Origin of the sequence: Psychrobacter sp. Choline-02u-9, from assembly GCF_002836505.1 — a bacterium.
Classification (GTDB): domain Bacteria; phylum Pseudomonadota; class Gammaproteobacteria; order Pseudomonadales; family Moraxellaceae; genus Psychrobacter.
Window position 1 is genome coordinate 1 of the sequence record NZ_PJBF01000032.1, and the last position, 377, is coordinate 377.

Genomic DNA, 377 nt, shown 5'->3' on the forward strand with positions numbered 1-377 from the left:
CTTTATCCCAGACCGTGCCATCGTCGAAATAGATGTTGTCAACACCTGCAAAACTGGAGCCAGTCTCAAACTGATCGTATAGATTTATCTTTCCATCAGCTGTCGATATTTCTAGGCTGTTATCATTTCGAGTTAGATTAATATCAGATGGATTAACGCCTTTTAGATTTAGTCTATTCACTCCATTGTAGTCTTGAATAGTCAGTAGTGGACTATTTACAAAATCTCTGACGTCAATGACATAAGCATCATCTCCTTGTCCACCATTAAATCTAATATTACCAGATGAATTGCCGCCATAAATTAAAGTATCATTACCCGCTTCGCCATTTAGATGATCACTACCACCATTAGATATTAAAATATCATCGCCATTG

1 protein-coding gene is annotated in these 377 nt (G+C 37.1%); it reads right to left on the minus strand.

Annotated elements, in window-relative coordinates:
- A partial coding sequence (locus tag CXF69_RS00630) for a calcium-binding protein (protein ID WP_323807190.1) occupies window positions 1–377 on the minus strand: 377 nt, incomplete at both ends.